Annotated in this window: 22 protein-coding genes and 1 other RNA gene; 9 read left to right on the top strand and 14 right to left on the bottom strand. The window is 65.9% G+C overall.

The genetic code is table 11. The features are described 5' to 3' along the window. Positions 1-65 precede the first annotated feature (65 nt). Positions 66-545, bottom strand: coding sequence for a hypothetical protein (locus DOM33_RS10130; RefSeq protein WP_110668538.1), 480 nt, complete (start codon positions 543-545; stop codon positions 66-68). A gap of 248 nt (positions 546-793) precedes the next feature. Between DOM33_RS10130 and DOM33_RS10125 the strand changes: the two genes are divergently transcribed. Then, positions 794-2,920: a S9 family peptidase gene (locus DOM33_RS10125; RefSeq protein WP_110668536.1), complete on the top strand. Its 2,127-nt coding sequence runs from the start codon at positions 794-796 to the stop codon at positions 2,918-2,920. A gap of 124 nt (positions 2,921-3,044) precedes the next feature. On the opposite strand, the gene DOM33_RS10120 is transcribed toward DOM33_RS10125, so the two are convergent. The 10 genes from DOM33_RS10120 to DOM33_RS10075 form a co-directional block, all read right to left on the bottom strand. Next, positions 3,045-3,497, bottom strand: coding sequence for a YcgN family cysteine cluster protein (locus tag DOM33_RS10120; RefSeq protein WP_110668534.1), 453 nt, complete (start codon positions 3,495-3,497; stop codon positions 3,045-3,047). 44 nt (positions 3,498-3,541) lie between these two features. After that, complete coding sequence (locus DOM33_RS10115) at positions 3,542-3,835, bottom strand: YcgL domain-containing protein (RefSeq protein WP_110668531.1); 294 nt, start codon at positions 3,833-3,835, stop codon at positions 3,542-3,544. Further along, complete coding sequence (locus DOM33_RS10110; protein ID WP_110668529.1) at positions 3,832-4,959, bottom strand: ribonuclease D; 1,128 nt, start codon at positions 4,957-4,959, stop codon at positions 3,832-3,834. The genes DOM33_RS10115 and DOM33_RS10110 overlap by 4 nt, the downstream gene beginning before the upstream one ends. A gap of 59 nt (positions 4,960-5,018) precedes the next feature. Beyond that, positions 5,019-5,624 carry a recombination mediator RecR gene (gene recR / locus DOM33_RS10105; protein WP_110668527.1) on the bottom strand — a complete coding sequence of 202 codons (606 nt, stop codon included), beginning with the start codon at positions 5,622-5,624 and terminating at the stop codon, positions 5,019-5,021. Next, positions 5,624-5,950 carry a YbaB/EbfC family nucleoid-associated protein gene (locus tag DOM33_RS10100; RefSeq protein WP_110668525.1) on the bottom strand — a complete coding sequence of 109 codons (327 nt, stop codon included), beginning with the start codon at positions 5,948-5,950 and terminating at the stop codon, positions 5,624-5,626. The genes recR and DOM33_RS10100 overlap by 1 nt, the downstream gene beginning before the upstream one ends. Before the next feature lie 126 nt (positions 5,951-6,076). Next, positions 6,077-8,446: a DNA polymerase III subunit gamma/tau gene (gene dnaX, locus DOM33_RS10095; RefSeq protein ID WP_110668522.1), complete on the bottom strand. Its 2,370-nt coding sequence runs from the start codon at positions 8,444-8,446 to the stop codon at positions 6,077-6,079. 372 nt (positions 8,447-8,818) lie between these two features. Next, positions 8,819-8,915: signal recognition particle sRNA small type (gene ffs, locus DOM33_RS10090), an RNA gene on the bottom strand. A gap of 291 nt (positions 8,916-9,206) precedes the next feature. Continuing rightward, on the bottom strand, positions 9,207-10,727 hold the full coding sequence (locus DOM33_RS10085; RefSeq protein WP_110668520.1) for a tripartite tricarboxylate transporter permease: 1,521 nt from the start codon (positions 10,725-10,727) through the stop codon (positions 9,207-9,209). Then, complete coding sequence (locus DOM33_RS10080) at positions 10,727-11,173, bottom strand: tripartite tricarboxylate transporter TctB family protein (RefSeq protein WP_110668517.1); 447 nt, start codon at positions 11,171-11,173, stop codon at positions 10,727-10,729. The genes DOM33_RS10085 and DOM33_RS10080 overlap by 1 nt, the downstream gene beginning before the upstream one ends. Next, a complete protein-coding gene (locus DOM33_RS10075) occupies positions 11,170-12,156 on the bottom strand; it encodes a Bug family tripartite tricarboxylate transporter substrate binding protein (protein ID WP_110668515.1) in 987 nt (328 codons plus the stop codon). The genes DOM33_RS10080 and DOM33_RS10075 overlap by 4 nt, the downstream gene beginning before the upstream one ends. 293 nt (positions 12,157-12,449) lie before the next feature. On the opposite strand from DOM33_RS10075, the gene DOM33_RS10070 reads away from it, so the two are divergent. From DOM33_RS10070 to DOM33_RS10055, 4 genes are read left to right on the top strand one after another with little or no spacing between them, the layout of a single operon-like run. Further along, complete coding sequence (locus DOM33_RS10070; RefSeq protein WP_338053850.1) at positions 12,450-13,121, top strand: response regulator; 672 nt, start codon at positions 12,450-12,452, stop codon at positions 13,119-13,121. Then, positions 13,118-14,512: a sensor histidine kinase gene (locus DOM33_RS10065; protein WP_239495316.1), complete on the top strand. Its 1,395-nt coding sequence runs from the start codon at positions 13,118-13,120 to the stop codon at positions 14,510-14,512. Before DOM33_RS10070 ends, DOM33_RS10065 begins: the two co-directional genes overlap by 4 nt. Further along, entirely contained in the window at positions 14,482-15,813 is a 1,332-nt protein-coding gene (locus DOM33_RS10060; RefSeq protein ID WP_110668513.1) for an ABC transporter substrate-binding protein, read from the top strand. The genes DOM33_RS10065 and DOM33_RS10060 overlap by 31 nt, the downstream gene beginning before the upstream one ends. Beyond that, complete coding sequence (locus DOM33_RS10055; RefSeq protein WP_110668511.1) at positions 15,810-16,565, top strand: TlyA family RNA methyltransferase; 756 nt, start codon at positions 15,810-15,812, stop codon at positions 16,563-16,565. The genes DOM33_RS10060 and DOM33_RS10055 overlap by 4 nt, the downstream gene beginning before the upstream one ends. A 117-nt stretch (positions 16,566-16,682) precedes the next feature. On the opposite strand, the gene DOM33_RS10050 is transcribed toward DOM33_RS10055, so the two are convergent. Then, positions 16,683-16,961 carry a DUF3072 domain-containing protein gene (locus DOM33_RS10050; RefSeq protein WP_110668508.1) on the bottom strand — a complete coding sequence of 93 codons (279 nt, stop codon included), beginning with the start codon at positions 16,959-16,961 and terminating at the stop codon, positions 16,683-16,685. 168 nt (positions 16,962-17,129) lie between these two features. Beyond that, positions 17,130-20,636 (bottom strand): mechanosensitive channel MscK, encoded by a 3,507-nt coding sequence (gene mscK, locus DOM33_RS10045; protein WP_110668505.1) that lies wholly within the window; start codon positions 20,634-20,636, stop codon positions 17,130-17,132. A 347-nt stretch (positions 20,637-20,983) separates the two neighbouring features. On the opposite strand from mscK, the gene DOM33_RS10035 reads away from it, so the two are divergent. From DOM33_RS10035 to DOM33_RS10020, 4 genes are all read left to right on the top strand, one after another. Next, the gene (locus DOM33_RS10035; protein ID WP_110668499.1) at positions 20,984-21,910 is read left to right on the top strand and encodes a phospholipase A; all 927 of its coding nucleotides are present in this window, start codon (positions 20,984-20,986) and stop codon (positions 21,908-21,910) included. Positions 21,911-22,064: 154 nt separating this feature from the next. Continuing rightward, entirely contained in the window at positions 22,065-22,424 is a 360-nt protein-coding gene (locus DOM33_RS10030) for an ElaB/YgaM/YqjD family protein (RefSeq protein WP_420820187.1), read from the top strand. Beyond that, the gene (locus DOM33_RS10025) at positions 22,424-22,804 is read left to right on the top strand and encodes a phage holin family protein (RefSeq protein WP_110668497.1); all 381 of its coding nucleotides are present in this window, start codon (positions 22,424-22,426) and stop codon (positions 22,802-22,804) included. Before DOM33_RS10030 ends, DOM33_RS10025 begins: the two co-directional genes overlap by 1 nt. Further along, positions 22,797-23,096 (top strand): YqjK-like family protein, encoded by a 300-nt coding sequence (locus tag DOM33_RS10020; protein ID WP_110668495.1) that lies wholly within the window; start codon positions 22,797-22,799, stop codon positions 23,094-23,096. Before DOM33_RS10025 ends, DOM33_RS10020 begins: the two co-directional genes overlap by 8 nt. Before the next feature lie 192 nt (positions 23,097-23,288). Here DOM33_RS10020 and DOM33_RS10015 read toward each other — a convergent pair whose 3' ends face one another. After that, on the bottom strand, positions 23,289-24,470 hold the full coding sequence (locus DOM33_RS10015; protein WP_110668493.1) for a BaiN/RdsA family NAD(P)/FAD-dependent oxidoreductase: 1,182 nt from the start codon (positions 24,468-24,470) through the stop codon (positions 23,289-23,291). Positions 24,471-24,759: the final 289 nt, after the last annotated feature.

Here is a 24,759-nt window from a genome sequence, read left to right as displayed (position 1 = left end):
TGCTCACGCCCCGCCGTGCCGATCCGATCGTGCCGGCGCGGGATCGCCCTCGATGCCGCTCGTCGTCAACCGACCGTGGGCTCGCGACGCCCACCCGCACGACGGTGAGTCTGGGTTCGTCGCGACGCAGCGCCATCCTGCGCCCCGCGTGCCGATGCCCGTTTGTCACCGCTCCGGCCACCGGACTCGTCGTCATCGCCCCGGCGACGCAGCTGACGCCAGGCGAGCAGTCCCAGACCGGCCCCCACGGCCGCCCCGAGCAGCAGCAGGGGCAGCGCCCCCGCGACCTGTCCGCCGTCGTGCTGAAGGACACCTATCGCGAGTACCACGATCGCCGGCGCCAGCCCGGAGTAGGTCTGATCCGGCTCGAGCAGCGGCAGCGTAAAGGGCGCCACCATCCACAGGCATCCCGCGACGAGACCGAGGAGCATCAGCCGCGGTAGCGGTGGCAGCGCGCGAATGCCTAGATAACCCGTGACCAGAACGATCAATGACAGGCCAGCATAGGTCAGCCAGAGCTGGGGAAGGGAATCGGAAAACAGCATGACGATGACTCTCGAATCGGACGATTTTCGACATGGTACACTCCACGTTCGTAAAGCACAGCCGCCGGACGGTGCGCCATGCGCGGGCTCGACGCCGCGACACGGGGCGCTACCCGAGTCGCGCCCGGCGCCGTCGCGCAGGGCTGACCGTCGCGATATGCCGGTCGTTTCCACGGCGCGGTAGACGACGCGCTTTCGAACATCGCACGCTTTGGACACCACGCTCGACTCTGGATACGACGTTTCTCATGTCTCGCACCTCCTCGTCTTCCGACGCCGCTGACAACGCCAGCGAAGGTCTCCCCGTCGTGCGCTTTCGCCGCCACGACGATCCGGACTGGCACTGGCTGGAATCCCGCGACGACCCGCAGGTCAGAGCCTTTCTCGAGGCCGCCAACGGCGAGAGCGATCGCTTCTTCTCGCCGCTGCTCGCCCTCGAGGAGTCGCTCTACCAAGGCCATCTGGCGCGACGCGAGCTTGCCGTCGTCGGCCTGCCCGTGGCGCTCAAGCACTATCGCTACTGGAGCGAAACCGAAAGCGACGCCGACTATCCGCTGTGGTGGCGCCAGGCGCTCACGCCCGGTGCCGAGCCGGAACTGCTGCTCGATCTGGAGGCGCGCGCGAACGCCCACGACTTTCTCGAGCTCGGCGACATGGCGATCTCGCCCGACGAAGCGTGGCTCGCCTGGACCGAGGACGTCAGCGGCAACGAGTTCTTCGACCTCTACCTGAAACGCCTGCCGGACGGCGAGCCGAAGCGGCTGCGCCGCCGCCTGGGGCCGGAGCTTCTGTGGGCCGAAGACAACCGCACCCTGTTGTTCACGCGCTACGACGCGACGCAGCGCCCGTCGACGATCTGGCGGCTGAGCCCGGACGACGATCGCTGCGAGAAGATCTTCGAGGAGAGTGACGTCGAGTTCTGGGTCAGCTTCGACAAGACCCGCTCGAAAGCGTGGATCGTGCTGGAGACGGCCTCCAAGGAGACGTCGGAGTGCTATCTGCTGCCGGCGGATCGACCGGAGACGAAGCCGAGATGCGTTCGCGCCCGCGAGAACGGCGTCGAGTATGCGCTCGATCATCGCGGCGACACCTTCTACGTACTGCATAACCGCGACGGTGCGCACTTTCGCCTGGATACCGCCCCGGTTGCCGACCCGGGGCAGTGGTCAGCGTTCGTGGCGCATCGCGAGAACGTGACGCTCGAAGGCGTCGATGCCTTCAGCTGGGGGCTGGTGCTCACCGAACGCGACCACTTAGAAGCCCAGGTCCATCTGCGGGCGATCGAACTGTCGGCGACGCCGGACGCCGAGGTCGATACCGCCGCGTCCGGGAATCAGGAGCCGGGCCTGCCGGGCTATCGACTGCCCCTGCCCGAAGCGCCGTGCAGTCTGGAACTCGGCGACACGCCGAACTTCGACGAACGCCGACTGCACCTGCGCGAGGAGTCGTTCACCCTGCCTGTCCGCTGGATGGAGCACGATCTCGACACCGGCAAGCAGCGCCTGCTCAAGGAGCAGCCGCTCCACGGCGACCTCACCCCGGCGGATTTGGTCTGCCGGCGGCTCTGGGCCACCGGCCACGACGGCGAGCGCATTCCCGTTTCCGTGGTCGCCCGCGCCGATCTTCTCGGCAGCGCCCCGATGCCGACGCTGCTCTACGGCTACGGCGCCTATGGCGAGGTGCTCGAGCCGTGGTTTTCCGTGGCACGGCTGGAGCTGCTGGCGCGTGGTATCGCGTTCGCCGTGGCCCACGTGCGTGGCGGCGGCGATCGCGGCGAACCCTGGTATCTCGCCGGCAAGCTCGAGCACAAGGCGAACAGCTTTCGCGACTTTCTCGCCGCTCGCCATGCGCTGGTCGACGAGGGGCTGACCGATCCCGAACGAGTCGCCGCCTATGGCGCCAGCGCCGGCGGCCTGCTGGTGGGGGCGAGTCTCAACCTCGAGCCGGAGGCGTTCTGCGCCGCGGTGCTCGACGTCCCCTTCGTCGATGTACTGCGGACCATGGAGAATCCGGACCTGCCGCTCACCACCGCCGAGTACACCGAGTGGGGCAACCCGATCGACCCGGCCGTACGCGGCCGGATTCGCGACTACTCGCCGCTGGACAACCTCACCGTACAGCCCTATCCCAGCGTGCTGCTGCAGGGAAGCTGGCACGACTCGCGCGTGCCCTACTGGGAACCGGCGAAGCTCTACGCGCGGCTGACCGAGCTCGCCAGCGCCCGCGGCCCGGTGCTTCTGCGCACCGATATGGCGGCAGGACATGGCGGCGCTTCCGGGCGATTCAAGGCGTGGCGAGACAACGCACGCCAGGATGCGTTCATCCTATGGGCGCTGGGCGTCGAGGGGGCGTCAGACGAGTCAGGTGTCGGATGACGCCCCGGTCAGAGAGTGACGATCGGGGCGGATGGAGAGGCAGGCTTGCTGCCAGTGCGGGTCGTAGGCGGCGCTGGCGCTGATGGGCGTCGTGCCTCGCATACACGCTGCCGGGCTCGCCCGGCTAGCGATCGTCGAGAGGAATGATGTCGATGATGTGCGACTCCCAGTCCGCCTCGTCGACGTCGGTCTCGCTCACCGCGAAATGGCGTACGCTCATGCCGCGCTCGTGCATTCGCACCGCATCGCCTCGCCGAAGCGGATGCCAGCTCGCAAGCTTGCGCCCCTCCGAAAGGCGGCGATAGGCGCAGCTGTGCGGCAGCCAGCGGAAACTCTCCAGGTTGTGCAGCCCGAGCTGAGTACACTCCGGCACCTTGGCGAAGCGATTGGCGTAGTCGCTGCAGCGGCACGTATCGGTATCCAGCAGGCGGCAGGCGACGTTGAGCGTCGCCACGTCACCGCTGTCGGGATCTTCCATCTTGACCAGACAGCATTTGCCACAGCCGTCGCAGAGTGCTTCCCACTCCGGCTGAGTCAGCTCCTCGAGAGCGAAGCGCTCCCAGAATCGCTCACGCATGACGGACATCTTCCTCGGCGGCAAGAAGGTGAGAGGACATTCGATCAGGCATCATCACGCGGTGTGAAAAGATCCAGTAGATACGGTTCCTTGGCCGGCGGCATCTGCAGATAGAAGCCCTGCCGGCGGATCGACTCGATCACCTTGGCGACGTCCACCCGCGCCAGCGGCCGCTCGGCTCTGAGCAGTAGCGTCATGACCGGCTGAGGCCTGCCGAAGCGCTCGCGTAACGCCTCCGGCACCGGCTCCATGCCCCGCGTCTTGTCGAGATAGAGATACATCTCGTCGACGCGCGAGCTCTTCATCACTTCGCAGATCAAATGCGGTGTCGCGCTCATGCGTCGGCCTCCACTTCCGCCAGCGCCGCGCGCCAGCGCTCGGCGAGACGCATCCCTCGCCAGCCGCCGGGTAGCGGCAGCGCCTCGCCGGTGAGATGAGCGCTGGTGAGCGCTTCCATCTCCGCGCGATTGGCCAAGCGCTCCGGTGCCAGGCCGAGCGACTGCGCCTCGTCGTTGACCACCTGCTTGAGCGCTTTCATGCGTCGCTTGAACGCTGGCGTCGTCGGTACCGGTACCGCGGGCGGCAGTTCGCTCTCGTCGCACTGATGGGCAGCCTTGACCCGCTCGAGCAAAACATCGCCCTCGCGCTTCACCAGCGATGGCGTCATCCCTTCCACCTCGGCGAGCTCGTAACGATTCTTGGGCATCGCCTCGGCCACGGCGAAAAGCACGCCGTCCTTGGCGAGCCAGCCCCGCGGCGTGTCGCGCCGACGCACCTCGCGCTCGCGCCAGGCAGCGAGCCGGCGATACGCCTCGATCTGCCGCGGGGAGAGCCGCCAGAGCTGACGGTGGCGCAGGTACCAGCGCTCGGGCACTGCCGCCTCGCGCGCACCGCTGATGGTGGCGCACTCCTCGGCGAGCCAGTCCAGCCGATCGAGTTCGGCCAGCGACTCGCGCTGCTGATTCCAGATCGCGCGCAGAAAGACCACGTCCAGCGCCGCGTAGTCGAGCTGTGCACCCGACAGCGGACGATCCAGCCAGTTGGAGCGGGTCTCTTCCTTGGGGATATCGACACCACAGCGCGCCTGCACCAGGCGACGATAGCCGATGGCCGTATCGGTCCCGAGCAGCGATTCGGCGATCTGGGTATCCACCATCGGCGAAAGTTCGACGCCGGACCACAGGGTGAGCACCTCGAGGTCTTCGCTGCAGGCGTGGATCAGCTTGAGCGGACCGCTGGAGAGCAGCCGGCGCATGCCGTCATCGGCCTCGACCGCTTGCGGATCGACGAGATAGACGGTCTCCCCTGCGGTGAGCTGAATCAGTGCCGGCACCGGGTAGAAACTGGTCTCGCGGAAGAATTCGGTATCCACTGCGACGATATCGGCATCCACGAGCGCGGCGGCCGCCGCGGCCAGCGTCTCGGCATCATCGACCCACTGAAGGGCGTAATCGACTGTCATTCGGTTCCTGGGCCAACGGGGTTGGCAATGGCGGAAAGGGATTCGGCGCCAAAGTGGCGTCACTCACGGACGAAGGGCTGGCGCCCCTGAAACGCGCGGGTCAGCGTGCCGCCATCGACGTACTCGAGCTCGCCGCCCATCGGCACGCCATAGGCCAGGCGCGAGACATTGGCGTTACGATCGGCGAGATGTTCGGCGATGTAGTGCGCCGTCGCCTCCCCTTCGACCGTGGGGTTGGTCGCGAGAATGACCTCCGTCACCGGTTCGTCGGCCAGCCGCGTCTCGAGCTGATCGAGCCCGATGTCGTCGGGGCCGATGCCGTCGAGCGGCGAGAGGTGGCCATGGAGCACGAAGTAGAGCCCGCGAAAGCCACCGGCCTGTTCGATCGCCAGCATGTCCGCGGGCGACTCGACGATGCACAGCGAGCCCGCGTCGCGACGCGCGTCCCGACAGACGCCGCACACCGTTTCTTCGGTCAGGGTGCGGCAGCGCTCGCAGTAGCCGACCTGCTCGATGGCAGTGACCAGCGTCTCGGCCAGCCGTCGACCGCCGTTGCGATCGCGCTCCAGCAGATGCAGCGCCATACGCTGTGCGGTCTTGGGCCCGACGCCCGGAAGGACGCGCAGCGTCTCGAGAAGCTGGTCGACGAGCGGGGAAAAACTCATCAGAACGGCATCTTCATGCCCGGCGGCAGGTTCATGCCGGAGGACGCCTCTTCCATGCGCGACTTCGACTGCGCCTCGATCTTGCGCGAGGCGTCGTTGACCGCCGCGGCCAGCAGATCCTCGAGCAGCTCCTTGTCTTCCTGCATTACGGAAGGATCGATGTCGACACGGGTCAGGTCGTGACGGCCGTTCATGGTCACCTTGATCATGCCGGCACCGGCTTCGCCGTCCACTTCCATCTCGGCGATCTCTTCTTGAACCTTCTGCATCTTCTCCTGCATTTCCTGAGCCTGCTTCATCAGGTTGCCCATGCCACCTTTGAACATTGCGATCTCCTCGAATCGGTACGGATGAGGGCGACGCCATCGCGCCGCCGAAATAGAGCATCAAAAACCAGCGTGAACGAGCGTCGAAAGCCGGCGTGGTAGTGCATCAAAAGCCTGTGGAATCGATCAGCCGGCGCGGTCCGTGCGGCTGTCGTTGGCGCTGACGCTCTCCTCCAGCAGCCGGGCACCGAAGCGCGCCTCCAGCTCCTGTACATGAGGGTCGTCGCGCAGCGCTTCAACGGCTCGCGCGTGGCGCTCTCTCGCCCGACGCTCGCGCTGAAGTCTGGCCGTCTCCCGAGTGCCGTCCAGCGGCGTGACGTCGATCTGCAGATCGCGGGGATAGCCGAGCGTCGCCACCGCCTGCTTGATACGCGCTTCGTGCGTCTCCGAGAGCATCGCCGACTGGCCCGGGTCGAGCATCAGCCGGAGCGTTCGACCGTCGTCTTCGGCGACCACACAGTTGGCCGCGAGATTACGCGTCAGACCGCCGATCTCGAGCGTATCGAACTGAGCGAGCCAGACCTCGTGAGTCAGTCGCGCATCGACGCCGACGGACGCTGACGGCGCTCGCGTCTCGGCCGTGCCTGCAGGCGTATCGCGCGGCGCGTCGACATCCTGGCCATCACCGCCGCCGGGGGGCTCATCGAGGCTCCCGCCTTCCCAGGCAAAGGCATCGCCTGCGGCCGCGCCGGTGTCACTGGCGGCCTGGGCCGACCAGGATTCGAATGCCGCGGCGGCTTCCAGGCTGGCGCTGTCGTCGTCGCTCTCGTCGCCGCCGGCATCACGATTTTCGCTCTCGTCACTGACGGCTTCACCGACGTGGCCGTCGTGGGCGGCATCCGCGCCGGCTTCGATAGCGGAATCGAAGGTCTCGGCGGGGGCGACTGCCGAGACCTCATCGGCTGCTCCCCCAGCCGAGCTCGATGACGCCGGGTCACGGGCTGCGGCAGCTGGCGCGGCGCCCGCGGTATCGTCGAGCGTCTCGCGCGGTACGGTGGCAGGACCGGCAGCGGGCGATGTCGGCTGACCGGACGCGGACGATTCGGCATCGACCTGCCAGGGCGGCGCGTCGTCGGGAGAGTGACCGCCGTCGACCGTGGCCGCCGGCGAATCGGGCCTGGGCGTACTGTTCGACGGCGACGTACCGCTCGATGGCGACGTACTATTTGACTGCGACGTTGAGGGAGCGCTGGTCGGCTCGAGCGTAGCCTCGGGGTCGGGTTCCGGCACCGCCTCCGGGGTCGCCCAGGGCGGCGCCTCATCCGCCGTCTCGCTCTGGGTGCCGACGCCTGCGGCCACCGGCGCCGGGCTTTCGACCTCGGCGGCGGCCGATGCAGAAGGCGTGGCAGTCGGCTCGGCCCGGTCGGACCGGCCGCGAAGCGGCAGCTCGGTCTGCGGCGGTGTGGGCACACCCTGCGGGCGGAACGCGAGCATTCGCAGCAGCGACATCTCGAGCGCGGTGCGCGTATCCGGCGCGCTATCCATATCCGCCCGGCCCTGCAGCGCGATCTGATAGTACAGCTGGACGTCTTCGGCGGTGAATCGCCCGGCGAGCGCCAGAAGCTGGTCGCGATCGCCGTGGCCGTTGTCGAGCGCCCCCGGCACCATCTGCGCGATCGCGAGACGGTGCATGAGCCCGGCGATCTCATCCAGAATGCCGGCGAAGTCCGGCCCCTGCTCGGCCAGTGATGCCACCTCGGCGAGCAGCCGTTCGGCGTCGACCTCGGCCAGCGCCTCGGCCAGCGCGATGAGATGGGCGTGATCCAGCGTACCCAGCATCGCGGCGACGTCCTCGCGCCGGATCTCCCCCTGCCCGAAGGCGATCGCCTGGTCGGTCAGGCTCATCGCATCGCGCATCGAGCCGTCTGCCGCCTTGCCCAGCAGCCAAAGCGCCTGGGGATCGAAGGCGACCTGCTCGGCCTCGAGAACCCGCGTCAGATGCTCGACCACCCGCTCCGGCGCCATGTTCTTGAGCGTGAACTGCAGACAGCGCGACAGCACCGTGACCGGCAGCTTCTGCGGGTCGGTGGTCGCGAGCAGGAATTTGACGTGGGGCGGCGGCTCCTCGAGCGTCTTCAACAAGGCGTTGAAACTGTGGGTCGAGAGCATGTGCACCTCATCGATGAGGTACACCTTGTAGCGCCCCTGGGTCGGCGCGTACTGCACATTGTCGAGCAGCTCTCGCGTGTCTTCGACCTTGGTGCGCGAGGCGGCATCCACTTCGATCAGATCGACGAAGCGGCCATTGTCGATGTCCACGCAGGTCTGGCAGGTGCCGCAGGGGCGCGAGGTAACGCCCTGCTCGCAGTTGAGGCATTTGGAGAGAATGCGCGCCAGGGTCGTCTTGCCCACCCCGCGAGTGCCGGTAAAGAGGTAGGCATGATGGAGCCGCTCCTGATCGAGCGCGTTAACCAGCGCCCGGCTGACATGCTCCTGGCCGACCAGTTCATGGAAGGTGCGTGGTCGCCATTTGCGGGCCAGAACCTGATAACTCATGCGCTTGGGCGCTCCTCGCGTGGGGACTCGCGGCTTGGCGTACGATAACGCTCGCCGGGGAACTGGCGTCTGGGGCCAACCGCCGGGTGAGACGTCGATGAAGAAGGCGCCATTCTAGCAGGCTCGTCGATCGAGTGACGAGACGGCGTCGGGGCGTGACGCTCGCAACCGCAGAAGAGATATTCGCCAGCGTCGTGATCGTCGACGCGACACCACCACTATCGGCGAAGGTTTACGTCATTGGCGAAGATCCACGTCGAAGGTGCGCCGTTCACGGACGAGAATTCGCCACGAACGAGCGTGTCGGGACCGAGGGCGATCCGGCAAAAACATGAGGGGGCGAACGATCAGGCGGGTACAAATGGAGGCGGCCCCGACCAGCCACATCCCGGCACACGCGTCCACCACTACCGTTGCTCCCTTCCGGGCCTGGCGGGGTTTGCGGTCTAGCGTTGCGGGAGGACCGGTAAGGGCCACCATAGTACGCGATGCCGATGACATCACCGTTGCGGCAAAACCAGTGTCATCAACACCTTGCCGAACGAGGCGCGCACTATATCAGCGCGATCGGCGCGGGGCAATAGCGAGACACGACACGGTTCGAGGACGGGAACCTCGACGGACGCCAAGGCACGCTTGGCGCTGCCAGGTCGCTCGCACCACGACTCGCCCGCAGGCGACGAAAAAGCCCCATCGCGAGATGGGGCTTCAGGGCGGCTCACACGCCGGCGCGTTAGAACGGGTTGGCGCAACGCCGAGATCAGTCCTCCGTTTTCGCCTTCGCCGCCTGCATGCGGCGACGCAGTATCGGCCCGACGATGACCGGTAGCAGCAGGCCGATGATCGCCACCAGCCACAGACCGATGGAGAGACCGCTGCCCCACAGGATCGACCAGTCGCCGTCGGAGATCTGCATGGCGTGACGCAGATTCTTCTCCATCTCCGGGCCGAGCAGCAGACCGAGGATGACCGGCACCAGCGGGATCTCCAGCTTGCGCAAAATGTAGCCGCCCACGCCGAAGGCGATCATGAAGTAGAGATCGAAGGTCGAGTGGCTGATCGAGTAGATCCCCACGAACGCCACCATGGTGACGATCGGCAGCAGATACATCGGCGGCACCGACAGGATCTTCACGAACACGCCGACCAGCGGGATGTTCAACAGCAGCAGCATGAAGTTACCCACCAGCAGTGCGGCGATCACACCCCAGACCAGATCCGCGTTCTGGGTGAACATCAGCGGTCCCGGCGTGATGTTGAGCGACACCAGCATGGCCAGCAGCACCGCCGTGGTTCCGCTACCCGGCACGCCGAGGGTCAGCATGGGCACCAGTGCCCCGCTGGAGGCGCCGTTGTTACCCGCTTCGGGGGCTGCCACGCCGCGCGGGTCCCCTTCGCCGAAGTAACCCTTCTTGCCGACGATCTTCTTCTCAAGCGTATAGGTGATGAAGCTACCCAGCGACGCCCCGGCCCCCGGCAGCACGCCCGCGATGAAGCCGAGTACACCGCTTCGCAGCGTGGTGGGAAAGATCGAGCCGATCTCGCGCCAGTTGAGCTTGAGCGGATTGACCTTGATCATCTCGCGCCCGGGGCCCGCTTTCTCTTCGATGAAGAACAGCAGCTCGGAGATCGCGAACAGACCCACGATGGCGATGATGAAATCCACCCCTTCGTAGAGCTCCAGCACGTTGAAGGTGTAGCGCTGGGTGCCGGTAGAGAGATCGATCCCCACGGTGGCGATGATCAACCCGATCGCGGCGGCCATCAGCGTCTTCATCGGGTTCTTGCCGGTGATGCCGCCGAGCGTGGCAAAAGCCAGCACGAACAGTGCGAAGTACTCCGCCGGCCCGAAAGTGAGCGCGAAGCGTGCCAGAATCGGTGCCAGCAGGATCAGCCCGATCGTAGCGATCAGACTGCCCATGAACGAGGCGATCGCCGAGATCGCCAGCGCCTCGGCCGCCTTGCCCTTGCGCGCCATCGGATAGCCGTCGAGGCAGGTCATCATCGCCGGCTCGTCGCCCGGAATGTTGAGCAGAATCGACGAAATACGCCCGCCGTACATGGCGCCGGCGTAGACCGCCGTGAGCATGATCAGCGCGGTCTCCGGCGGCAGCCCCAGCGTGAAGGCGAGCGGTATCAGGATCGCCACGCCGTTGGCGGGACCGAGCCCGGGTAGCGCGCCGATCAGCGTACCGATGAAGCAGCCGATCAGCGCGAACATCAGATTCTCGGGCTGAAGCGCGACGCCGAAGCCGAGCGAGAGATAGTGCAGCGTTTCCATCAGCTCATCTCCAGCGGGCCGAGCGGCAGCGGCAGCTCGAGTCCATAGGTGAACAGAACGTAGACCACCACTCCGCTGATCAAGCCGGTGAGATAGCTACGCAGCGGCTTCGCGCCCATGCGCCAGCAGAGCGTACCCACGGCGAACGTCGTTGCGAGAATGAAGCCGATCGGTTCGAGCAGCAGCGCGTAGACGATCAGCGTGGCGACAGCGATGCCCAGTTCCAGGAAGGTTCGTGACACCGGCCACGGATTGTCGGCATCGGGCTTGACGATCATGTAGAGGCTGCAGATCGCCAGGATCACGGCGAGCAGCTTGGGGAACGTCTCCGGCCCCACGGCTTCCGTTCCCCCGAAGGGGACCGGAAACTGGGTGGCGCCGTAATAGTACGCGACGGCGACCACCAGCATGACCAGGCCAAAGACGCGGTCGTTTAACTTGCTCATTGAATCAGCCCGATTTCCTGGGAGAGCGACTGGATGTCACTGATCTGCTGCTTGACGAAGGATTCGAACTCTTCGGATCCCGGATGGAACGGCATCAGGCCGTTGTTCTGCATGACCTGCTTCCACTCGTCGCTGGCGTAGAGCTCGTCGACGGCATCGACCCAGTACTGCCGGGCCTCGTCGTCGATGTCCGCCGGCACGTAGAAGCCGCGCCAGTTCGGGCCGACCGCGTCGATTCCCTGTTCCTTGGCGGTAGGGATTTCGGAGAGATCGCCCGGCAGACGCTCGTCGGAGAGCACCGCCAGCACGCGCAAGTCACCGGACTTCAGAAAGCCCTGGGTTTCGGTCACGTCCCCCGTGAACGCATCGACGTGCCCCCCGATGACCTGGGTCATCGCTTCGCCCCCGTTGTTATAGGAGAGATAAGGAATGCGGGGCAGATTCTCGATGCCGGCCGCCTTGGCGGCGATCAGCACTTTGAGATGGTCCCAGCCGCCGTTGGCGCTACCGCCGGCGAACTTCACCGCCCGCGGGTCTTCCTTCATGGCATCCATCAGTTCGGTGAGGTTCTGATAGGGCGAGTCGTCGGACACGGCGATGACGCCGTAGTCCGCACCCACCGCACCGATCCAGTTGACCATGTCGGCGTTCATGCCCGGGAACTGGTTCTGTGCCAGGCGCGTGGTCGTCGCGGTCGACGCCGCCACCAGCAGCTGGTCGTCACCCTTACGCTTGCTCACGGTATGCGCAAAAGCCACGCCGCCGCCGGCGCCGGCCATGTTGATGGTCTGCACGCTCGCCGGTACCAGATCGAGCGTTTCGAGCACGTTGCCGACGCTGCGGCAGGTGAAGTCCCAGCCGCCGCCCGGGTCCGACGGCGCGATGCACTCGACCTTACCCTTCGGCTCGAACGCCAGAACGCTGGTGGCGGTCAGCGCGACAGCGGCCGTCGCGATCCACCGGATGGATTTGGCTGTAAACATGATCGTCTCCTCGCCGGTGCGCGGCGTTGTTGTTGACGTCGATACCCGCTCGCGCCGGCATCGCCTGACAACCTTACAGTTTTGTAAGGTAGAACTTTGTTTCCCTGTGCGGAAACTAGGGTCATGCCGAGACTCGGTCAACGGACATCACGCAAATATCGACTAAAGTTCAACGCGCTTTTCCCCACGTCGTTTACAATCCTGCCACCGCCCAGCGTCCGGCCCGTCGGCGGCCTGAAGACCCTCGCAAACCGCCGCGCCCGGACGCCGAATTCGTTGACTGGAGCCTGCCGATGTCAGTGACACTGCTACTGGTCGAGGACGACCCGCTGCTGGCCGACACGCTCGCCGAGGCGCTGACGACGCCTGCTCAGCACGTCACCCGGCTCGAGGACGGGGCGGCCGCCGTCGAGCGGCTGTGTGCCGATCACGGTTTCGATCTCGTCCTGCTCGATCTCAATCTTCCGACCCGCAGCGGCCTCGAGGTACTGGCAGCACTCCGCCGCCACGACCGGACGACGCCGGTACTGATCCTCACCGCCCGCGGCGCGATCGAGGATCGGGTCGCGGGGCTCGATCTCGGCGCCGACGACTATCTTGCCAAGCCCTTCGCGCTGGACGAACTCGAAGCGCGGGTGCGCGCCCTGCTGCGCCGCCGCGAAGTGGGTGAGGAGACCGTGCTGGCGCTGGGGTCGCTCCGGCTCGACCGCAAGCGGCAGCGGTTCCAGCTCGCCGATGCGCCGCTCGCCCTGCCGCCCCGAGAGCACCGCCTACTGGCCTGCCTGCTTCGGCATGCGGGCGAACCGGTAGAGAAGACACGACTGCTCGAGCAGGCCTTCGCCGACGAGGTCGTCGGCGACAACGCCCTCGAGGTCTACGTGCACCGTCTACGCCGCCGGCTCGCCGACAGCGATGTCGGCCTGCGAACCGTGCGCGGCCTCGGGTACGTACTGGAGCTTTCGTGAGTCTCGCCTGGCCGATCCGGCTGTCGCATCTGAGCCTCTACCGCCGGCTGACCGTCTGGCTGCTGCTGCCACTGGCGCTACTGGTCGCCATCATGCTGATCGACGCCCGGATCGGCGCGCGCGACGCCGCCGATCGCGCCTTCGACCGGCTGCTCGACGCCGCTTCGCTCGCCATTGCCGAACAGGTGCGATGGCAGCAGAACGGGCTCTGGCTGGATCTGCCCGCCTCGGCACTGGAGATGCTCGCCACCGACGCCGAGGAGCGCGTCTTCTATGCGCTCTACGACGCCGAGGGCCACTACGTCACCGGCAACCGACCGCTGCCTGCGCTCCCCCCCGCGGCCGACGGCGCCCGCATGCGCTACGCGGACAGGGAGAGCGACGCCATGCCGCTGCGTCTCGGCGTGCGGCGGGCGCGGCTCGCGGGCTGGGACCGCAGTGACCGCTTCGAAGTGCGCGTCGCGCAGACCCCGGAGGGACGGGAGGCGCTGGCGGCTCAGCTCTTCCGCGCCAGCCTGCTCAATGTGCTGGTCATCGCGGCGCTGGCGCTGATCGGGGTCATGCTGGCGGCGCGCTTTGCACTCGAGCCGCTGACGCAGCTACGCCGAGCGATTCGCGAACGCGACCCTCGCACGCTCGCACCGCTGACGCTCACGCTGCCTCGCGAGCTCGTCGAGCTTCGTGAAGCGCTGAACGAACTGCTGGCGCGCATGCGGCGGGTGAAAGCGAACCAGGAGCGCTTCATCGGCGACGCCTCTCACCAGCTTCGCACGCCCCTGGCCGGCCTCTCAGCCCGGGCGGAGCTGGCGCTGCGCCAGTCCGACCCCGAACGGTGGCGAGAGGCCCTGGTCACCATGAACGATACCGCCAGCCGCGCTTCCCGGCTCGCGGGCCAGCTACTCTCGCTGACCCGACTCAACGATCCCGAGGCCGCGCTGGAGCGCGAGCGCGTCGACCTGGTCGCGATCGCCCGCGCCTGCGTGCGCGACACCTTTTCGCGCCTGCACCGGGGCGGCGTCGATCTCGGCATCGAGGCACCAGACCAGGAAGTCGTTATCTCGGCGACCGCCTGGCAGCTCGAGGAGGCGCTCGCCAACCTGGTCGACAACGCCGCGTCGTACGGCGCAACGCAAGTGACCCTGCGCGTCGAGACGACCCCGGCTCGCCTGATCGTCGAAGACGACGGCCCCGGCATTCCCGAATCGGAACGGCTGCTGGCGCTACGCCCCTTTCACCGCGGGCAGGAGACGGGCAGCGGTACCGGGCTCGGGCTGGCCATCGTCGACAGCATCAGTCGAGCCCACGGTGCGCGCTTGACGCTTCATGCCACCTGTCCCAATCGAAGGGAGCGCCCCGGCCTATGCGTCGTTCTCGCCTTTGCCGACGATTGAGACGTCGGCCACTGTCATCTTACGGAGCACGGTCAACGTATCGGCCGCGCCTCTGGCGACACGCCGGACTCCTGGCCGCGTCGCTGCTCTGGCTGGGTACCGCCCGGGCCGAAACCCTGCGCCTGGAGAGCGCCGTCGCCGATGCTCGGCCGCTGGTGATCTACGGCGTGCTGGATCTGCCTCAGATGCACCCCCTGCTGGTGGATTTTCACCGCCGTAATCCGGACATCGATATCGTCTACCGCAACCTGCAGACCATCGACCTCCACGCTCGCGTACTACAGCAGCGAGCCGTCCCCCAGGCCGACGTGCTGATGTCGCCGGCGATGCCGTGGCAGTTCCAGCTCGCCAACGCCGGCCTCTCGACGCCGCTGGAGACGACCTCGGCCAACGCGTGGCCGACGTGGGCGCGCTGGCGTCAGGAGCTCTTCGGCGTGACCTTCGAACCCATCGTGATGGTCTATCGCCGCGATCTCGCTGCGCGGATGGCGCCACCGCGAAGCCATGTCGAGCTGCTTCAGCGTCTGCAAGCGGCCCCCGACCAGCTTCGCGGTCGCGTGGTGACCTACGATCCACGACTCAGCGGAGCCGGCTACACCTACGCGATCGAGGACGCCCGCATCTCGGCACGCTACTGGGATCTCGTTCAGGCACTCGGGCGCAGCGAGGCCGCACTCGAGGCGACCACCTCCGCCATGCTCGAGGGGCTGAGCGAGGGACGGTACTGGATCGGCTACAACCTGATCGGTTCCTACGCCCAGACTTACGTAGCGAATCACCCGGAGCTCGAGATGGTGGTGCCGCAAGACTACGCCCTGGCGCTACAGCGACTGGTGATGATGTTGCGTGACGCACCGCATCCGGATACTGCAGAGCGTTTCGTCGACTACCTGCTCGGCGAGCCCGCCCAGCGGCTGCTGGCGACGCAGACCTCGCTGGGGGCGGTCCATCCCGGCGTCACCGGCACGGGGACCGCGAGCGCCCTGCGCGATGCCGTGGGCGAGGCGATTCGGCCGGTCCGCATCGGCCCGGGGCTGCTGGCGACGCTGGATACACTCAAGCGTCAGGCGCTGCTGGCGCAGTGGCAGCAAGCGTTCGAGGGTCGCGCCGGTGGATCGCGCCTCTCGCCGGACACGGCCTCGAACGCCGGCCCGGCGAACAACCTGCCCGCCCTCGAACCCGCTTCGATCGAAAGCCCTTTGATCGCAAGCCCTTCGATCGAGAGCCTTCCGCGCGAAGGCCACCCCAGTGAAGGCCCACTTTCGTTATTCGACCCGACTCAGGAGCCCGCTTCCCCGTGAAACGCCTCGATCAACTGGTGACCGCTCACGTGCGCTCCCGTACGCGGGCCCAGCGTCTGATTCGCGACGGCTTCGTGAGCCTGCGCACCCATGAAGACGACGCCTGGCGCGTAGCCACCAAACCGGGGGAGAAACTGCCGGAGAGTATCGAACTCTCGATCGCCGAGGCGCCGGAAGAGCGCTACGTCTCTCGCGCCGGACTCAAGCTCGAGGCGCTACTCAACGCCACTCGGCGACGCCTCGACGGGCTCATCGTGCTGGATATCGGCCAGTCCACCGGCGGTTTCACCGACTGTGCGCTGCGCTGGGGCGCCGATCGCGTGATCGGTATCGAGGTGGGGCACGGCCAGTTGGACACCACGCTTCGCGACGATCCACGGGTGCACTGCCTAGAGGGCACCAATGCCCGTAATCTGCCGCTCACACGGATTGCCGAACTGACACCGAAGGGCGTCGATGCGGTGGTGATGGATGTCTCGTTCATCTCCCAGACGCTGATCCTGCCGGCCATCGGTGAGCTACTCGGGAGCGGCGGCGAGCTGTTTTCGCTGGTGAAGCCGCAGTTCGAGGTCGGCCCGGGACGAGTGGACGATCGCGGCATCGTTCGCGACGCCGCACTCTATACCCAGGTACGCCAGACGCTCGAGAGCGCCTGCGAATCCCTCGGGCTCGCGATCGATGACTGGCGCGAGAGTCCGATTCAGGGCGGCGACGGCAATCGCGAGTTTTTGCTGCACGCCGTCAAGCGCTGAAAACTTCTCCGCCCCGATGGACCCACCATTCGGCGAAATCTCCCCATAAAAAAACCCACCGGGAGCGGTGGGTCATTGGCACCGGCCGGTGCCTGGATTCGGTCGATCGATTGCGGATCAGTGATCTTCGCCGCGCCCGGTCTTGTGCTGGAGCTCGTCGATCTGCTGCGAGGCCTGGGCCTTGGTGAGGTTCTCGTCGAACGCCACGCCCGCCTCTTCGCAGAGTGTCTTGAGGTAGGAGTGCTGCGCGCCGGTCATGCTCTGCTCACCGGTGACCCACTCCTGCGGATCTTTCTCGACGTTGCTGGGCTGCTGATCGTCAGCCGACTGCTGATCGTCAATCGGCTGCTGATCGTCAACCGGCTGCTGGGCGTTATCGTCTCTGCTGTCGCTCATGTCATCTCCTTGGATCATCGCGCGGGGCGGCTAAGGGGTACCTCGCCGACAGGCACTGTATGAAAATATAGTGCCGATTCCGGAAAACGCCATGCTCGTTGGCATCATCCAGCCAGACGATTCGAGCGGGACGATACGGCCTCGTTCGACCGAGGGTGGGTCGCCGCTTCAGCGCCCCCCGTCTCCACCGCCATCGCCTTCGCCGCCCGTCGGGGCATCCAGGTTGCCGTCGTCGCCACTGCGCGCGGTTCTCGGCCCCGGTGAGCGCGACGGCGGGTTATCGGTCGCCCCCAGCTCTCGGCCGCCGGTCTGACGCTGCACCCAGGCCGACTGCCCTTCATCGTTGTGCAGCCAGACATCCATCTGGTTGAACGCCACGCGAATCCCGTGCTCCTTGAAGAGCTGATCCAGTCGGCGGTTGATCTCGTCACTGGCGTAGAGCCGATCGAGCAGATCGTTGACGAAGATGCGCAGTTCGAAGTTGAACGCCGTCGGCCCGTAGCTGATACAGAACACCTGCGGTTCGGGGTCGCGCAGCACCCGGCGGTTGTCGTCGGCGACCTGACGCAACAGCCGATGGACCTCGTCGAGATTCGAACCGTGAGCGACACCGTAGGTGAGCACCACCCGGGTGACGTTGTCCGAGAGCGACCAGTTGATGAGCTGGTCGGTAACGAACGTCTTGTTGGGGATGATGATCTCCTTGCGATCGAAGTCCGTCACGGTGGTCGCGCGGATACGAATCCGGCTCACCGAGCCGTGGAGCTGGCCGAGCGTGATGGTGTCGCCGATTCGCATGGGTCGCTCGAACAGTATGATCAGACCCGAGATGAAGTTGGCGAATATCTCCTGGAGGCCAAAGCCCAGTCCGACACCGAGCGCGGCGACGAGCCACTGCAGCTTGTCCCAGGAGACGCCGAGCGTCCCCAGTGATGCCACCACCCCGGTACCGACGATGGTGTAGGAGAGCAGCGAGGAGATGGCATAGGCGCTGCCCTGCTTGAGCGACAGCCGCGACAGCACCATCACCTCGAGCAGCCCGGGCAGATTGCGCGCCATCATCATCGTCAGCGCCACCGTGATCATTGCTACCAGCACGTCGGCAACGGTGACCGGGTCCAGCGTCAGCGCCTCACCCTGACCGTGATGGATGTGCCAGACGGTGACACCGTCGAGATAGGTAAAGACCTCGAGCAAATCCGACCAGATCAAATAGAAAACGACCGTGAAGGCAATGAACAAGATCAGCTTGGAGAGTCGCAGCGACTGCTGGTTGATCTGCTCCATGTCCAGCGGCGGCTCCTCGATCACCTCGAGGCCGCCCTCGGCGCCCTCCTGGATCTGCGCCCGACGCCGCGCAACGGCCCGACGATAGGCGAGCCGCCGCTGGGCGACGGCCAGACCGCGCACCACCGTCGCCTCGACGAGAATCCATAGCCCGAAGACATAGACCGAGGTGACGAAACGCCCGATCAGCTTGAGCGTCGCGTACTCGTAGCCGAGCGCGACGAGCCCGGCGAGAATCAGCGGCACCAGCGCCAGGCCCAGCCCCAGCAGCAGGCGAAAGAGCTTCAACCCGAAATACGGCACGTGGGCGAGGATCAGCCTGACCAGAACCCAGCTCATCGACAGCAGGCCGCACAGCAGGACCAGCAGCGACAGCGGTCGGCTGGAGAGTTCCGCCTGACTGCCCGGCGAAGTCCCACTGACCAGAATGATCGGAATCAGGGTCATCCCGAGCCAGAAGAGCAGCCGTCGCAGCTGCCCAACATAGCCGCTCGACCAGTGAAAATGGCGCGTGGCGACACCGTCGGACACCAGCAGTCGTCGTGCCCAGCCGAGCACGCCCCAGGCGAGCGCGAGCTGCAGTATCGCCCCGCCGAGCCGCATGGCGAAGGCATCGCTGCCGAAGCGCAGCAGCCCGCCCAGCGCCGCCAGCAGCAGCGGACCGTGCGCCGCCAGCAGCAAGTTGAGGAGAATCGCACGCGGCGTGTGCATCTGCGTGTCGCGCTTGAGCCGCCCGATCTGCTCGTGGAGCGTGAGCAGGCGCGCCTTGATGCGTCGACGCAGAAGCAGTAGCACCGCCGCCAGCAGTACCAGCGGGGTCACCGCCAGCGCGCGCAGGCCCGGCAGTTCCCACAGGCTCGCGACGGCGCCCTGCCACTCGCCCTGGCTCACCTGAAGCGCGAGATTGCCCGGCACGTCGCGCCACCAGCCGAGCGTCAGCGGCCGCCCGCTGGCGACCCAGAAGAGCTGCTCTTCGATCGCTGCCCGCAGGGTGCCGGTGATGTCGGCGAGCTGCTCCTGATTGAGCTGGAGATCGATCGCCACCGTCAGCAGGTTGCCGTACTCGCGATCGAGCTGCTCGAGAATGTCGCCTCTCGCTCGAAACAGCTCGGTGAGGGCGCGCTCCATCGACGGTGTCACGTCGATGTCGGCCTCCTCGAGGCTCTTCTCGGCGAGTACCTGCGGCTCACGCAGGGATTCGCGCTGCTCCACGAGATCGAACTGACTCAGACGGGTCTCGGCGATCTCCTCCTGGAGCCCGCCGAGCGTCTCGATCTGCGGCAGCGCCCGTCGCTGTTCGTTGAGAATGCGTGACAGCAGGGGGCTGCCGCGCACGGCATCGATCTGCTGACTCAGCGTGCGTTTCACTTGGCGCACGCGATCCAGACGCGAGCGCGCATTGATCGCTTCGCGAATCAGCGCATTGGTGCGATCGGTCACTGACAGCAGCCGCTCGCTGAGTTCGCGGTTGGTACGCTGAATGTCGCTCAGCACCGGGTGGTTGGCGATCGCCTCGGCGTCCTCCGCACTGACGTCGGCCACCGCCTGCTCGGACTGTCTTCGCCGGGCGCGGTCGAGTGCAGCCTGAAGCGCTTCCAGGCGCGCCTGTTCGAGCGTGACACGCCGCTCGAGCAGATCGCGCCTTGCTGCATCGAGCTCGCGCATCTGGGTATTGTTGCCAAGCTCGCGCCGGTGATACTCGGCCTGGAGCTCGGCCAGCGCCAGCGCCAGCCGATAGCGGGCCTGCTCGGGCTCGAAGGCGCCGGTTTCCTCGTCGTCGCTGGGTGTCTGCAGCTCGGAACGCGCCGCTTCTGCCTGATTCATGGCTTGCGCCATCTGCGCCTGAGCGCGCTCGGGCAGCGTTTCGGCACTGATCAACCGGGCCTTGACCGACGCCAGCTGGTTCTGCAGGGACTCGAGCCGATCGAGGGCCTCGCGAGTGCGGTTACCCAGCGTCTCCGCGGACAGCTCGTCGAGCGCATCGGCGGTCGGCGCCGAGCTGTCGTCGAGCTCGGCGAGCTGGCGCTTCAAATCGCGCACCTGTTCGGGTGCCTGTCGCGCGTTCTTCTCCAGCGTCTCCAACTCATCGCGCGCCGCCTCGAGCTGATCGAGCGTCTCGAGGGCGGCGTCGACCGCCCGCTTGTCGGCCTGCTGCGGCTCGCTGGGTGACTCGATATCGGCGAGTCGACTCTGTTCGCTCTCGAGAGCCTGCCGCGACGGCAGCTCGCTCGGAGACTGGGCGTACGCCCCCACGCATGCAAAGAGTATGCACAATGCCGCCAGAGCGAACGTGATACGCTTCGCCGTCAGCCACTGGCTCCGGCTTCGCCTGGTCCGGCTCCGGCAAGACTCGGTACGCGGGCATGCGCGAGACCTAATGGCACTCATCCCCGCGGGTCTCGCTACCCAATGATCCGCCATGTCGACTCCCTCGCCGTTGAATACGTCGTTGCCGGCTGCCATCGGCACCGCGTTCTGGTGGCGGAGTGTAGCGCCGGGATCGCGAGATGCCGAGACGTATCGGCAGCCATCCTCGCGGTCTCGAGGATCGACTTGCGCACGGGCGCGTATCCGCACATGCGGTATGCGTGTCTGTCCCTGCCTCGAGAGTTGCTTTCGCCCGTCGACGTGTTAGAAATCGTGATCGAACCCGGCTTTACCGGTCGCCTCGTCGTCAGCGCGCGTCGAGCCGGCGACCGAAGACACCACTACTCGATGATCAGATAGGATCGCCCATGACCCCCCGTCGTTCTCTGCAAGTTCCCGGCATCGTTCTTCTCGGGGTGCTCATGGCGCCGACGGCCGACGCCCAGACATCGACCCCGCCGAGCGCCGATCCGGTCGAGCAGGCCAACGAGCAGGCCGAGAACCGGCGCACGCTCGAGGCGGAGACGGCGGAAAACCCGCTGGCGATCACGGCCTATCGGCGCAACTACCTCATGCCGTGGACCTACAACACCAATCCGGACTACTCCGATTTCGAGGAAATATCGTCGGACGGCGACGTCGACAAAACGGAGATGAAGTTTCAGCTGAGTTTCAAGGTCAAGCTGCTCGACGACATCTTCGAGGACAACGGCGATCTTTTCTTCGCCTATACCCAGCGCAGCTGGTGGCAAGCCTACAACTCCGCGGCCTCGTCGCCGTTTCGCGAAACCAACTACGAGCCCGAAGGGTTTCTCAGCTTCGATAACAGCACCACGCTCTTCGGCTGGACCAACACGATCAACCGTGTCGGGTTCGCGCATCAATCCAACGGTCGCTCCGATCCTTTATCGCGAAGCTGGAACCGGCTCTACGCGGAATCCATCTTCCAGCGTGGCGAGTGGGCCGTGAGCGTGATGCCGCACTGGCGCATCCCCGAAAACGACGAGGACGACGACAACCCGGACCTGGAAAATTACATCGGCTACGGCGACGTGACCGTGGTGCGGGCGCTCGGCGAACACGAGGTATCAGTGATGATGCGAGGCAACCCGGGCAAGGGCCGCTACGGCAGCCAGATCGATTACTCCTTTCCACTGTTCGGCAAGGTACGCGGTTATGTACAGTACTACCGCGGCTACGGCGAAAGCCTGATCGACTACAATAACGACGTTCAGCGTGTCGGCGTGGGCTTCAGTATCAACACCTTTCTGGCCGGTATCCCCGGGACGCGTTGATGCACTCTCACCGCCTGACTATGCTGAAACGCGCTAGCGACGAACCGCATTCGTGCCGAACCCAATTTCGTGCCGAACCCAATAAAGTGCCACCATGCCAATCGGCATCACGCCCATTGGTATCAAGCCAATCGACTGTCAGAGGACGACAACCATGACCATGCAACCCGTCGGCGATAACACTTCCGAATACGGCCAGAGTGGCGAGCGCGAGCGCGAAGCCTCCACCGCGCAGCTGAAGGAAGATCTGCGCAATCTCTCTCACACGGTGGAAGAGCTGATTCATGCCACTGCCGACGATTCCCGCGGCAATATCACCGAACTTCGCGACCGTGCCCAGCAGCGCCTCCAGGACACGCGTGCGCGTCTCGAAGCGCGTGGCGAGGCGATCTACTCGGGCGCTCGTGACCAGATGGACGCTACCGATCGCTACGTGCACGACAACCCGTGGACCAGCATCGGCATCGGTGCTGCGGCTGGCGTGGTTCTGGGACTGCTGCTGGGGCGTAGCTGATGGCAGGGCCGGCGGAGAGCGTCGTTGCCGCCGCCCGGCGGCTAATCTCCAACCTGATCGCGACCGGCGAGACGCGCCTGCGTCTCGCCGTCGTCGAGTGGGAAGCCGAACGCGACCGCATGTTGACCATGCTGCTACTCGCCGGTGCCGGTCTCATCATGCTCTCGTTCGCCGTCGGGATGCTGATCCTTCTGATCGTCGTGATGTACTGGGAGGACAATCGGCTGCTCGCGATCGCGATCTGCTCCGCCATCCTCTTTGTGATCTCGGCCGGGTTCATCATTTCGGCCAAGCGAGTCGCCAAACGGCGCAAGCTCATGGCTGCGACGCTGAACAATCTGGATCGCGACCGCCAGGCACTGGAGCCATCGCATGACTGACCGCACTCGCGAGCAGCAGATCGAGGCGCTGGAGCAGCAGATCCTTCAGGATCGGTTGGAGATGACCGCCGCCATGCGCGACTGGCGCGACGCTACCGCGCCGATCGACCGCGGCTGGGAAAAGATGATGCAGCTCAAGGTGCCGCTGATGGCGGCGGGCAGCCTCTTCGCCATGCGTACGGCACGAAAGCCGCGGGCAACCGGCCGGATACTTCGTCGAGCGCTGACCGGTTTTCTCATGTACAACCGTGGCAAGGCGCTTTACAAGGCCAGCCGCGGGCGCGGCCACTAGTCGACACTCGGTCGACCCCTGTGAAGATCAGGGCGACGCTCGCGTCGCCCTGCGTAGCAGACTCATCAGTCTAGCTTCGGCCTATCGTCGCGTAACGGTCTTGCGAAATCGCCCTACACACGATTCGAATCCCGTCAGCGGTATGTCCTGGGGCGCCTTCATGGCGCCCCTGTCATGTCGATGTGTCCAGAACTATACCGCCTGCCCACAGGCGACGCCGGACGCCCACGCCCACTGAAAGTTGAAGCCGCCCAACTGGCCGGTGACATCCAGCACCTCGCCGATGAAATAGAGCTGCGGTAGATCGCGCACGGCAAATGTCTTCGACGAAACGGCTCCGGTCTCGATGCCACCCAGCGTTACCTCGGCGGTGCGCCAGCCCTCGGTTCCCGCCGGTTTGAACTGCCACTGCTCGAGACCGGTAGCGAGCGCTTCGATCTCGCGGTTGGAGAGTGTCGCCAACGCCCGATCGTCCCACTCTAGCCAGCGCATCAGCGCTTGCACGAGTCGCTTCGGCAGCGTGTCGTTCAACCATCCGGAGAGCATTCGACGAGGCGCGTTCTGGCGCTGATCCGCCAGATTCGCCGCCACGTCGATGTCGGGAAACCAATCGACCTGAACGGGCGCGCCCGGCATCCAGTGGCTCGACGCCTGCAGCATTCCCGGTCCGGAGAGGCCACGATGCGTGAAGAGCAGCGGCTCGCGGTAGTGGCCATCGCCGCAACGGATCGCCACGTCGCTCGACAGACCGGCGAGCGCGCCCAGCTCGGCTTTCCACTGTGAGGTCACGGTGAACGGCACCAGTGCCGCCTGGGTCGACGTCACCGCCAAGCCGAAACGGCGAGCGAGCTCGTAGCCGAACCCCGTCGCCCCGAGCGTCGGGATGGAAAGTCCGCCGGTGGCGACCACCACCGCACCCGCCTCGATGCGCTCGCTCCCCGCCACTAGACGCATGCCTTCGCCATGCCGCTCGACCTCGTCCACCGCTGTCGAGAGCGTCACCTCGACGCCGGCCCACTCGCATTCGGTGAGCAGCATCGCGACGATCTCCTTGGCCGACTCGGCGCAGAAGAGCTGCCCCGGCGCCTTTTCCACGTAGTCGATACCGTGGCGCTCGACGAGCTCGACGAAATCCTGCGGGGTATAACGCTTCAGCGCCGAAATGGCGAAATGCGGATTGCGCGAGAAGAAATGCTTGGGTGCCGTGGCAAGGTTGGTGAAGTTACAGCGCCCGCCACCGGACATCAGAATCTTCTTGCCTGCCTTGTTGGCATGGTCGATGACCCGCACTCGCCGGCCGCGATAGCCGGCGGTCAGCGCGCACATCAGGCCGGCCGCGCCAGCGCCGATCACCACGACGTCGTAGGTTTTCATACATCGCCTCGACGGGTCGCGCTCAGCCCGCGGCCAGGGACCGACGGTTGGCGCCGCTGGAAGATCGTCATGGTCAGCCATCGCGTTACGTTGCCTTCGAAGCCGCGGATGATAACAAAATCGATCATGCTACGATCGATGCACCGCCACGGGCATCGCGCTGACCCCAACGGCATCCGGGGGTATCGGCTGCGCGCAGACGAGGTAGGGTCTTAACAAGCCACATTCATCGGTCGTTCACACTCGACCCGATAGCGTACGACACAGATTGCCGCCGCCTACTCGACGG

The sequence above is a fragment of the Salinicola halophilus genome, from assembly GCF_003206155.1.
Lineage (GTDB): Bacteria > Pseudomonadota > Gammaproteobacteria > Pseudomonadales > Halomonadaceae > Salinicola > Salinicola halophilus.
The sequence above is the reverse complement of the archived record's forward strand: the minus strand, read 5'-3'. Positions and strand labels throughout refer to the sequence as shown.

What these genes read in the sequence shown, in the direction of transcription:
- DOM33_RS10125 (WP_110668536.1), top strand. Translation starts at nt 794, where the DNA reads ATGTCTCGCACCTCCTCGTCTTCCGACGCCGCTGACAACGCCAGCGAA.
- DOM33_RS10020 (WP_110668495.1), top strand. Translation starts at nt 22,797, where the DNA reads ATGACTGACCGCACTCGCGAGCAGCAGATCGAGGCGCTGGAGCAGCAG.
- mscK (WP_110668505.1), bottom strand. Translation starts at nt 20,636, where the DNA reads ATGAGTGCCATTAGGTCTCGCGCATGCCCGCGTACCGAGTCTTGCCGG.
- DOM33_RS10115 (WP_110668531.1), bottom strand. Translation starts at nt 3,835, where the DNA reads ATGAGCGCGACACCGCATTTGATCTGCGAAGTGATGAAGAGCTCGCGC.
- DOM33_RS10060 (WP_110668513.1), top strand. Translation starts at nt 14,482, where the DNA reads ATGCGTCGTTCTCGCCTTTGCCGACGATTGAGACGTCGGCCACTGTCA.
- DOM33_RS10080 (WP_110668517.1), bottom strand. Translation starts at nt 11,173, where the DNA reads ATGAGCAAGTTAAACGACCGCGTCTTTGGCCTGGTCATGCTGGTGGTC.
- DOM33_RS10130 (WP_110668538.1), bottom strand. Translation starts at nt 545, where the DNA reads ATGCTGTTTTCCGATTCCCTTCCCCAGCTCTGGCTGACCTATGCTGGC.
- DOM33_RS10025 (WP_110668497.1), top strand. Translation starts at nt 22,424, where the DNA reads ATGGCAGGGCCGGCGGAGAGCGTCGTTGCCGCCGCCCGGCGGCTAATC.
- DOM33_RS10030 (WP_420820187.1), top strand. Translation starts at nt 22,065, where the DNA reads ATGACCATGCAACCCGTCGGCGATAACACTTCCGAATACGGCCAGAGT.
- DOM33_RS10050 (WP_110668508.1), bottom strand. Translation starts at nt 16,961, where the DNA reads ATGAGCGACAGCAGAGACGATAACGCCCAGCAGCCGGTTGACGATCAG.
- DOM33_RS10110 (WP_110668529.1), bottom strand. Translation starts at nt 4,959, where the DNA reads ATGACAGTCGATTACGCCCTTCAGTGGGTCGATGATGCCGAGACGCTG.
- DOM33_RS10120 (WP_110668534.1), bottom strand. Translation starts at nt 3,497, where the DNA reads ATGCGTGAGCGATTCTGGGAGCGCTTCGCTCTCGAGGAGCTGACTCAG.
- DOM33_RS10100 (WP_110668525.1), bottom strand. Translation starts at nt 5,950, where the DNA reads ATGTTCAAAGGTGGCATGGGCAACCTGATGAAGCAGGCTCAGGAAATG.
- dnaX (WP_110668522.1), bottom strand. Translation starts at nt 8,446, where the DNA reads ATGAGTTATCAGGTTCTGGCCCGCAAATGGCGACCACGCACCTTCCAT.
- DOM33_RS10015 (WP_110668493.1), bottom strand. Translation starts at nt 24,470, where the DNA reads ATGAAAACCTACGACGTCGTGGTGATCGGCGCTGGCGCGGCCGGCCTG.
- DOM33_RS10070 (WP_338053850.1), top strand. Translation starts at nt 12,450, where the DNA reads ATGTCAGTGACACTGCTACTGGTCGAGGACGACCCGCTGCTGGCCGAC.
- DOM33_RS10035 (WP_110668499.1), top strand. Translation starts at nt 20,984, where the DNA reads ATGACCCCCCGTCGTTCTCTGCAAGTTCCCGGCATCGTTCTTCTCGGG.
- DOM33_RS10075 (WP_110668515.1), bottom strand. Translation starts at nt 12,156, where the DNA reads ATGTTTACAGCCAAATCCATCCGGTGGATCGCGACGGCCGCTGTCGCG.
- recR (WP_110668527.1), bottom strand. Translation starts at nt 5,624, where the DNA reads ATGAGTTTTTCCCCGCTCGTCGACCAGCTTCTCGAGACGCTGCGCGTC.
- DOM33_RS10085 (WP_110668520.1), bottom strand. Translation starts at nt 10,727, where the DNA reads ATGGAAACGCTGCACTATCTCTCGCTCGGCTTCGGCGTCGCGCTTCAG.